This is a genomic window from Streptomyces solicavernae, assembly GCF_029968095.1.
In the GTDB taxonomy this organism is placed as follows: domain Bacteria; phylum Actinomycetota; class Actinomycetes; order Streptomycetales; family Streptomycetaceae; genus Streptomyces; species Streptomyces solicavernae.
In genome coordinates, this window is the sequence record NZ_JASCIR010000016.1 from 142412 (window position 1) to 151688 (window position 9277).

General features: G+C 71.9%; 9 protein-coding genes. 1 reads left to right on the plus strand and 8 read right to left on the minus strand.

Going from position 1 to position 9277, the window contains the following annotated elements:
* Nucleotides 1–134: 134 nt before the first annotated feature.
* The 8 genes from rnc to QIS99_RS19770 all read right to left on the minus strand — a co-directional run bounded on the left by rnc (nucleotide 135) and on the right by QIS99_RS19770 (nucleotide 8707).
* Nucleotides 135–965 carry a ribonuclease III gene (gene rnc / locus QIS99_RS19735; RefSeq protein WP_282514869.1) on the minus strand — a complete coding sequence of 277 codons (831 nt, stop codon included), beginning with the start codon at nucleotides 963–965 and terminating at the stop codon, nucleotides 135–137.
* Nucleotides 966–972: 7 nt separating this feature from the next.
* On the minus strand, nucleotides 973–1146 hold the full coding sequence (gene rpmF, locus QIS99_RS19740; protein WP_026165248.1) for a 50S ribosomal protein L32: 174 nt from the start codon (nucleotides 1144–1146) through the stop codon (nucleotides 973–975).
* A gap of 2 nt (nucleotides 1147–1148) precedes the next feature.
* On the minus strand, nucleotides 1149–1802 hold the full coding sequence (locus tag QIS99_RS19745; RefSeq protein WP_282514879.1) for a YceD family protein: 654 nt from the start codon (nucleotides 1800–1802) through the stop codon (nucleotides 1149–1151).
* Nucleotides 1803–2033: 231 nt separating this feature from the next.
* Complete coding sequence (locus QIS99_RS19750) at nucleotides 2034–3203, minus strand: ATP synthase F0 subunit B (RefSeq protein ID WP_282514870.1); 1170 nt, start codon at nucleotides 3201–3203, stop codon at nucleotides 2034–2036.
* A gap of 175 nt (nucleotides 3204–3378) precedes the next feature.
* On the minus strand, nucleotides 3379–3861 hold the full coding sequence (coaD, locus tag QIS99_RS19755; RefSeq protein WP_282514880.1) for a pantetheine-phosphate adenylyltransferase: 483 nt from the start codon (nucleotides 3859–3861) through the stop codon (nucleotides 3379–3381).
* 35 nt (nucleotides 3862–3896) lie between these two features.
* Nucleotides 3897–4487 carry a 16S rRNA (guanine(966)-N(2))-methyltransferase RsmD gene (gene rsmD, locus QIS99_RS19760; protein WP_282514871.1) on the minus strand — a complete coding sequence of 197 codons (591 nt, stop codon included), beginning with the start codon at nucleotides 4485–4487 and terminating at the stop codon, nucleotides 3897–3899.
* Between the two features lie 122 nt (nucleotides 4488–4609).
* Nucleotides 4610–6742 (minus strand): ATP-dependent DNA helicase RecG, encoded by a 2133-nt coding sequence (recG, locus tag QIS99_RS19765; protein ID WP_282514881.1) that lies wholly within the window; start codon nucleotides 6740–6742, stop codon nucleotides 4610–4612.
* A gap of 192 nt (nucleotides 6743–6934) precedes the next feature.
* Nucleotides 6935–8707: a DAK2 domain-containing protein gene (locus QIS99_RS19770; RefSeq protein ID WP_282514872.1), complete on the minus strand. Its 1773-nt coding sequence runs from the start codon at nucleotides 8705–8707 to the stop codon at nucleotides 6935–6937.
* A 235-nt stretch (nucleotides 8708–8942) separates the two neighbouring features.
* On the opposite strand from QIS99_RS19770, the gene rpmB reads away from it, so the two are divergent.
* On the plus strand, nucleotides 8943–9128 hold the full coding sequence (rpmB, locus tag QIS99_RS19775; RefSeq protein ID WP_282514873.1) for a 50S ribosomal protein L28: 186 nt from the start codon (nucleotides 8943–8945) through the stop codon (nucleotides 9126–9128).
* The last annotated feature ends 149 nt before the right edge of the window (nucleotides 9129–9277 follow it).

Here is a 9277-nt window from a genome sequence, read left to right on the forward strand (position 1 = left end):
GGTGTGGATGCACGGCCGACGGCCCGCCCGGCAAGTCTCCTTAAGAAGCCGACGGCCCGCCCCGTAGGAGAACGGGACGGGCCGTCGTACAGCCTGCCTGCGGAACGGCTTGCGGCTCGGCGTCGGCGTCGGCGTCAGGCCTTCGCCGATTCGGGGGCGCTGTCGGCGTCCGCCCCCTCGGCGGCTTCGCCCTTGGCCCGCTCGTCCGCCGCGGCGCGAATCGCACGCCACGCGGACTCGGCGGCCTGCTGTTCCGCTTCCTTCTTGCTGCGACCGGTGCCGGTGCCGTACGAGACGCCTCCGACGCGGGCGGCAGCGGTGAAGGTCTTCTCGTGGTCGGGGCCGGTCTCCGAGACCAGGTACTCGGGCACGCCGAGGCCTTCGGTCGCGGTGAGCTCCTGGAGGCTGGTCTTCCAGTCCAGGCCGGCACCGAGGTTGGAGGACTTCTCGATCAGCGGGTCGAAGAGCCGGTGGACCAGCTCGGAGGCCGCGTCGAGGCCCTGGTCGAGATAGACGGCACCGATCACCGCTTCGAGGGTGTCGGCGAGAATGGACGCCTTGTCCCGGCCGCCCGTGCCTTCTTCGCCCCGGCCGAGCCGGATGAAGGCGCCGAGGTCGAGCCCGCGGCCCACTTCGGCCAGCGCACGCGAATTGACCACCGCGGCCCGCAGCTTGGCCAGTTGGCCCTCGGGCAGGTCGGGGTGGGTGCGGTACAGCGTGTCCGTGACGACGAGGCCGAGCACGGAGTCCCCGAGGAACTCAAGGCGCTCGTTCGTCGGCAGGCCGCCGTTCTCGTACGCGTAGGAACGGTGGGTCAGCGCACGCACCAGAAGGGCGGACTCAAGCCGGTAGCCGAGCCGCCCTTCCAGAAGCGTGTGGGACGAGGCCGTGTTCTCCGCCTGCTTCTTGGCGTTTGCCGCTTTGGCGTCATCCGCCGTTTTGTGGCTAGACACGGTGCCTCTCACCAGCCGCTCAGACCTCTAGGACCTGGCGCTTGTTGTAGGTGCCGCAGCTCGGGCACGCGATGTGCTGCTGCTTCGGCTCCTGGCAACGCTCACACGAAACCAGGGTGGGGACCGCAGCCTTCCACTGCGACCGGCGGTGGCGCGTGTTGCTGCGCGACATCTTCCGCTTCGGAACAGCCACGGCTACTTCTCCTGCTTCTCGTCGACGCCAGCTTCCGCTTCGGCGCCGCTCATCTCGTCCTTCTCGCCGTCCTGGAGCGAATCAGCGAGTCCCTGCAATGCCGCCCAACGGATGTCGACGGCGTCGTGGTGGTGGTCCGGGTCGTCCGCGAGCCGCGCACCGCATTCGGCGCACAGACCCGGGCAGTCGTCCTGGCACACCGGCTGCATGGGCAGTGCGAGCACCACCGCATCGCGCAGCACGGGTTCGAGGTCGAAGAGTCCGTCCTCGAGGGGGGTCATGTCCTCGTCCTCGGCGTCGTCGGCCGGTTCCGCCTGCTTGCTGCGGCCACGGTCATCGGCGTCGGGGTACGTGAACATTTCCTGGAAGTCCGCTTCGAGCTCACGCTCCAGCGGCTCCAGACACCTTACGCACTCCCCCTCGACCCGTGCACGGGCGGTGCCTGTGACAAGCACCCCTTCCATGACGGACTCAAGCCGGAGCTCCAGCTCGACCGGAGCGCCACCGGGCACACCGATGACTCCCTGGATGCCGAAGACTGCGTCTGAGGAGGGTGCGTCGATCGTGCGGGTCAGCCGCTGGAGCGCACCGGGACGCCGACCCAACTCGTGTGTGTCGAACACGAGGGGGTTGCGGTGGTCGAGGCGGGCGTTCAGGGCTTTTCCTGCTTTCGATCATCGAAGTCTCGGGGAGGCTGACCCCGCTGTGAGCGGAGCGCCTGGCCGCGGGCGTCAAGAAACGACAGAGCGCACGCGCGACCGAAGAGCCAGGATACTGGACCTTTCGCTGTCGGCCCAATCCGCCCTCTTACCACTGGCCAGGGGCATGCCCGGGGGCATGACCAGGGGCATGACCAGGGGCATGACCGGGGGCATGACCAGGGGCGCTCACTGCCCCGGCCCGCGCCCCTGTCCGTACTCCCGCTCGTACTCCCGCAGCTGGTCGACGCTGATCATGCTCGTGTCGAACAGGCTGGTCTCGTCGAGCGCGGGACCCTGCTGCTGCGCGCCGTCCGGGTAGTGCGCCTGCTGCCCGAAGTCCTGGCTCTGCTGCTGATAGCCGTACGGGTCCTGCTGCTGGTACGCGTACGGGTCCTGCTGCGCGTACTCCTGCGGCATCTGCTGGTACGCGTACGGGTCCTGCTGCTGGTAGCCGTACGGGTCCTGGCCGTACGGCTGCTGCGCGGGGACCGGGGCCGGGGCGGCGGGCGGCGGCGGAGGCGGGGTCGGGGGCTGGTACGGCTGGGGCTGCTGGTGAGGCTGGGGCTGGGGCTGCTGGTGAAGCTGAGGCTCGGGGTGGGGCTGGGCCTCGGGGTGGGGCTGGGGCTGGGGCTCGGCGAGGTCCGCGAGGTAGTCCGCGTCGCTGGCGAGGTGCTGGTGGCCGGGGGCGTCGAAGGCGCCGAGCCCGCCGAGGTCGTCGGAGGCGACGCGGCCCTGGAGCTTCTGCCGGCCGCGGCCGACCGCCTCCAGGGTCTTGGAGAGCACGGCCTCGAAGGCGCCGAGCTTCACGTCCACGTACCCGTCCGCGCGTTGGCGCAGGGTCTCCGGGTCCTGGCTGCGCTCGGGGGCCTCGGTGAAGTCCGGGTCCTCGTACCCCTGGGCGTCCAGGCCCTGCCCGGTGCCGAGGAGTTTTTCGCGGCCGCGGCCGACCGAGCCGAGGGTCTTGGTGAGGACGACCTCGAAGTTGGCGAGCTTGGAGTCGACGTACTCGTCGGCATCCTGGCGGATCTCCTCGGCCTCCGCGCGGGCCTTGGCGAGGATGCGGTCGGCCTCGTCCTGGGACTGGCGGGCGACCGCGGTGTCCGACACCAGCGAGCCGCGTTCGGCGCGGGCCGACTCGATGATGCGGTCGGCCTCCTGGCGGGCCTGCTCGACCAGCTGGTCGCCGCTGCCGAGCACCTGCTGCGCCTGGGCGAGGGAGCCGGGCAGGGCTTCGCGGACCTCTTCGAGTCGCGCGAGCAGCTCGGACCGGTTGACCACGCACGAGGCCGACATCGGCATGGACCGGGCGCCCTCGACCGCTTCGACGATCTCGTCCAGCTTCTTCTGCACGTCCACGTCCACCGTGTACTCGCCACTCTCTGCCTGGTAGGGCCCCCGGGGAGACGCCCCCCAGGAGTCTGCGCCCGGCCGGGAGCCGGACAAGGCGACTGTACGGGCAGCGGCCGCCCCACCGACACCGGGTGACGGAACGTCAGCTCCCCGGGGCCCGCCCCCTCCGGCCCGGGCGGGCTCAGCCGTTCTTGGCCAGGCGCTCGGTCAGCGCGGCGTGCACCAGCGGCGGCAGCAGGTGCGAGACGTCACCGCCCCAGGCCGCCACCTCCTTGACGAGCGAGGAGGAGAGGAAGCTGTACGTGGGGTTGGTGGGCACGAACAGGGTCTCGACGCCGGAGAGGCCGTTGTTCATCTGGGCCATCTGCAGCTCGTAGTCGAAGTCGCTGACGGCGCGCAGCCCCTTGACGATGGCGGGGATGTCGCGCTGCTTGCAGAAGTCGACGAGCAGGCCGTGGAAGGCCTCCACCTCGACGTTGCCGAACTCGGTGGTGACCTGGCGGATCAGCTCGATCCGCTCCTCGATCTCGAACAGGCCCTTCTTGGACTGGTTGATCATCACCGCGACGTGGACCACGTCGTAGAGCTTGGAGGCGCGGGCGATGATGTCGAGGTGTCCGTTGGTGATGGGGTCGAACGACCCCGGACAGACGGCGCGGCGCAACTGAAGTCCCTCGCTCTCGGGTCCTGACGATGCGTTCATGAGGTGGGTTCCTCGCTGGTGGAGGCGGCGCGACCGTACCAAAACGTGCCCTCGCCGTAACGCCGGGACCGAAGCCCCTCGAAGCCGTCCGGCCAGCCGAATTCCCCGCCTCTGGTGCTGCGCTCCACGGTGACGAGCGCTTGCTCAGCGATCCAGCCCTGGGCACGGAGTGTGAGCAGAATCTCCCGAAGATCGTCGTCGCTCACGGCGTACGGCGGGTCGAGGAACACCAGGTCGTACGGCGCGTCGGGGGCCTGGCCCGCGATGACCGAGGCCGCCTTGCCGGCCCGGACCTCGGCGCCGGGCAGGGCGAGCGCCTTGACGTTCTCCCGGATCGTGCGGACCGCTCGGGCGTCCGTCTCGACCAGGAGTGCGTGGCCCGCGCCCCGGGACAGCGCTTCGAGGCCGACGGCGCCCGAGCCCGCGTACAGGTCGAGGACGCGTTCGCCTTCGAGGGGGCCGCCGAGGAGCGACTGCCAGGTGGAGAACAGGCCCTCGCGGGCGCGGTCCGAGGTGGGGCGGGTGCCGGTCCCCGGCGGTACGGCCAGTCGGCGTCCGCCGGCGCGGCCGGCGATCACGCGGGTCATCTGCGTCCTTCGAGGTCAGGGGGTGCTCAGGGGCGAGGGTGGGGTCACTCAACGATAGGCGGGGGCGGAGGCGGGCGGCCCGGGGGTCGGCGCCGCCCGGCCCCGGCTCTCCGTCCGGTTGGTCAGCCCTTGTCCAGGTATTCCTCCCGGTCCTTGTCGAGCAGTGCGTCGAGGGCCGTGCGGAGGGCGGGGAGCCGGGTGAGCTCCGGGTCGGCGGAGACGATCCGGACGGCCTCCTCGCGGGCCTCGGCGATGATCTCCTCGTCGTCGATGACCGCGAGGACCCGCAGCGAGGAGCGCACACCGGACTGGGCCTGGCCCAGCACATCGCCCTCGCGGCGCTGTTCGAGGTCGATACGGGAGAGCTCGAAGCCGTCCAGGGTGGCGGCGACGGCGCCGAGTCTGGCGCGCGCGGGGCTGGCCTCGGGCATCTCGGAGACCAGCAGGCACAGGCCCGGGGCGGAGCCCCGGCCGACGCGGCCGCGCAGCTGGTGCAGCTGGGAGACGCCGAAGCGGTCGGCGTCCATGATCACCATGGCGGTGGCGTTGGGGACGTTCACCCCGACCTCGATGACCGTCGTCGCCACCAGGACGTCCACCTCGCCGGCGGCGAAGGCGCGCATCACGGCGTCCTTGTCCTCGGGCGCCATGCGGCCGTGCAGCACCTCGACGCGCAGGCCCTTCAGAGGTCCGGCGGTGAGCTGCTCGGCGACCTCGACGACGGCGAGCGGCGGGCGCTTCTCCGCCTCGTCCTCGGCGGACTTCTTCTTGGCGGACTTGTCGTCCAGGTCGTCCCCGATCCTGGGACAGACCACGTACGCCTGGTGGCCGTTCTCGACCTCCTCGCGGACGCGTTCCCAGGCGCGGGCCAGGAAGTGCGGCTTGTCGGCGGCGGGGACGACATGGCTGGCGATCGGCGAGCGCCCGGCGGGGAGTTGGTCGAGTACGGAGGTCTCCAGGTCGCCGAAGACCGTCATCGCGACCGTGCGCGGAATGGGCGTCGCCGTCATCACCAGGAGGTGCGGCGGCTGTTTGCCCTTGCTGCGCAGGGCGTCGCGCTGCTCGACGCCGAAGCGGTGCTGCTCGTCCACGACGACCAGGCCGAGGTCGTGGAACTGCACCTTGTCCTCGATCAGGGCGTGCGTGCCGATGACGATTCCGGCTTCCGCCGTGGCGAGGTCGAGCAGGGCCTGGCGGCGGGCGGCGGCGCCCATCGAGCCGGTGAGGAGGACGACCTTGGTGGCGTGCTCGGAGCCGCCCAGCATGCCGCCCTCGGCGAGCTCCCCCATCATCTCGGTGACCGAGCGGTGATGCTGCTGGGCGAGGACTTCCGTGGGCGCGAGCATCGCGGCCTGCCCGCCCGCGTCGACCACGGCGAGCATGGCGCGCAGCGCCACCATCGTCTTGCCGGAACCCACCTCTCCCTGCAGCAGCCGGTGCATCGGGTGTTCGGTCGCGAGGTCGTCGAAGATCTCCTTGGAGACCCGCTGCTGGCCGTCGGTGAGGGTGAAGGGCAGCTTGGCGTCGAAGGCGTCGAGCAGGCCGTCCGCGGTGGGGCGGCGGGGCGCGGCGGGCAGCTGCGTCTCGGCGAACCGGCGCCTGGCCAGGGCGACTTGGAGGACAAAGGCCTCATCCCACTTGAGGCGGTCCTTCGCGGCGGCGACGTCCGCCTTGGCGTGCGGCCGGTGGATCTTCAGCAGCGCCTCGGGGAGCGCCACCAGGCCCCGGCCCTGGCGCAGCGAGGGCGGCAACGGGTCCACGGCGTCCTGCGCGCTCGGCAGCACCGCGTCCACCGCCTTGGCGATCTTCCAGGACTCCAGTTTGGCGGTGGCCGGGTAGATCGGGATGAGCGCCCCGGCCCAGGACTCGACGGCGTCCTCCGCCTCCGGTCCGCTGCCGCCGCGCAGGAGTTGGTACGCGGGGTGGGCGAGCTGGAGCTTGCGGTTGAACGCGGACACCTTGCCCGCGAACATCGCGCGGGTGCCGGGCAGCAGGTCCTTGTGCGGCTTGTGGATGCCGCGGCCGAAGAAGACCAGCTGGAGCTGGCCGCTGCCGTCGGTGATGGTGACTTCCAGGCGCTGTCCGCGGCCGCCGTTGAACTTCAGGACGCGGGCGGTCGCGACCTGCGCGACCACCGTGACGTGCTCGTCCAGGGGCAGGTCAAAGAGCGTGGTCAGCTCGCCTCGCTCCGCGTACCGCCGGGGGTAGTGGTGGAGGAGGTCGCCGACCGTGTGCAGGTCGAGGTGCTCGGCCATCACCTTCGCGGTGGCGGGGCCGAGCGTCTTCTTCAGGGGTTCTTCGAGCGCGGGCACGAATCCATTCCACACCACGCCACCGACAACGCGCCGGGCCTGTGGATAACCCGGCCGTGCCGGGCCGCCGTCCCCCGAGCCACGGCTCCCGCGCCCCTACTCCACGCCGATGAGCACTCCCGCGCCCCTACTCCACTACTCCACGCCGATGAGCATCAGCGGCGACCGCCGTCCGCCCCGGTACACGACGGTGTCGACCGCGAGGTGGTGCTCGCGCACATGTTCCGCGAGGGCGGCGCCGACCGATCCGGGTATGTCGTCGCCGAGGACGAGCGTGACCATCTCGCCGCCCGCGGACAGCATCCGGTCGAGCACCGCGGCCGCCGTGGCCGTGATGTCGGCACCGATCACCGCGACGTCCCCGTCGATCAGGCCGAGCAGGTCCCCGGCCTGGCAGATGCCCGCCGTGGTCCACGACTGCCTCTCGGCGACGGCGAGTTCGGCGTAGCGGGTGGCTCCGGCCGCCGAGGTCATGCCGACCACGTCCTCGTCGAAGCGCCGGTCCGGCTCGTGCACGGCGAGCGCCGCGATGCCCTGCACCGCGCAGCGCGTCGGGATCAGCGCGACCCGTACGCCCTCCGCGCGGGCCTGCTCGGCCGCGGCCGCCGCGGTGTACCGCAGCTCCGGGTCGTTGGGCAGCAGCACCACCTCGCGCGCGTGCGCACGCCGGATCGCGTCGACCAGCTCGCCGCTCGCCGGTGGCTCGCCGGGCCGCGCGAGCACGGTGGTCGCCCCGGCCTCGCCGCACAGCTCGGCCAGGCCCTCGCCGGGCACGACCGCGACGATCGCGCGCTGCGCCCGCTCGCGCGGCTGCTTCGAGTGCCCGGCGTGCCCGGCGCTGTGCGCGTCCTGCGCCCCGAAGTGTGTGATCCGGATGCGGTACGGGCGTCCCGCCTCGACGCCCGCCTCGACCGCGGCACCGGCGTCGTCCACGTGCACATGGACGTTCCACAGCCCGTCCCCGCCGACCACGACCAGGGAGTCGCCCAGGCCGTCGAGGCGGGCGCGGAGCCGGGCCACGGCGGCGTCGTCGGCCTCCAGGAGGTAGATCACCTCGAACACCGGCCCACTGCCCTCTGCGTCGCTGTCGGCCGCGCAGTCGACGTGGTCCGCGAGCAGCGCGTCCCTTACGTCGCCCCGCACGCGCGCGTGCGGGCCGGACTGCTGCCGTACGGGACGGGGCGGCGGCCGATGGGCCGGCGGCCGCCCCGACAGGGCCTGCACGAGCGCCCCGAGGACCGCGACGAGGCCCTGGCCGCCCGCGTCGACGACGCCCGCGCGGCCGAGCACGGCCAGCTGCTCCGGCGTCGCCTCCAGGGCCGCGGCGGCGCCCTCGTACGCGGCGGTGGCAACCGCCGCGCAGTCCCCGGCCGTGCGCTGTGCCGCCTCGGCCGCGGCGGTGGCGACCGTCAGGACGGTGCCCTCCACGGGATGCGCCACCGCCTGATAGCCGGACTCGGCGGCCCGGCGCAGCGCGAGCCGCAGCAGTGCGGCGTCGTCGCCCACCTCCGCGTCGCCGGGCTCGCCGTGAACAGCGTCACGCTCGGCCTGCTCGGCCTGCTCGGCCCGCTCGGCCCGTTCGGCCAGCACCTGGGCCATGCCCCGCAGCAGCTGCGCCAGGATCGTGCCGGAGTTGCCGCAGGCCCCGATGAGCGCACCGTGCGCCAGCGCGCGTACGGCGTCCGCCAGGGAAGGGCCCGGGCCGGCGCCCGCCGCCTCATGGGCGGCGAAAACCGCCTCTACCGCGCGTGCGGCCGATTCCACGGTCAGGTACAGGTTGGTGCCCGTGTCCCCGTCGGCGACGGGATAGACGTTGATCGCGTCGATCTCCTCGCGGGCCTTCCCCAGGGCGCGGAGCGCCAGTCGGCACCAGGTGCGCACCACCTCGGCGTCGGGGGTCTGGGGCACCGGCTGCCTCCTTGCTCAGGGGTCGTCCCGCAGCGTAGTCCCCGGTGGGGAGACCGCCCGGGGCAGGCCCCCGGGCGGTCATGGTAGTTTCGTTCTACCGAAGCGGTCGTTGTATGCTGCTTCGGTTGCCTGACGAGAGTCGGGCCAACCTTCCCCCTGGCACCGCCAAACAGATCACTAGATCCCGGCATGCCGGGATCAACCGTAAGTGCATCTGAAGTCTTTGGAGTGACCCGTGGCTGCCAACTGCGACGTCTGCGGCAAGGGGCCGGGCTTCGGCAACAACATCTCCCACTCGCACCGCCGCACGCCCCGTCGCTGGAACCCGAACATCCAGCGCGTGCGTGCCGTGATCGGTGGGACGCCGAAGCGGCTCAACGCCTGCACCTCGTGCATCAAGGCCGGCAAGGTCTCGCGCTGACGAACGTGTAGCGCGGCCACCTAGCTGGTTGCTGTAGAAAGCCGGTCCACCCTCGGGTGGACCGGCTTTTTCATGCCCGCGCCCAAGGCCACTACGCACAGGCCACTACGCACAGGCCGCTACCCACAGGCCCTAGGGGGCGTCTCCCC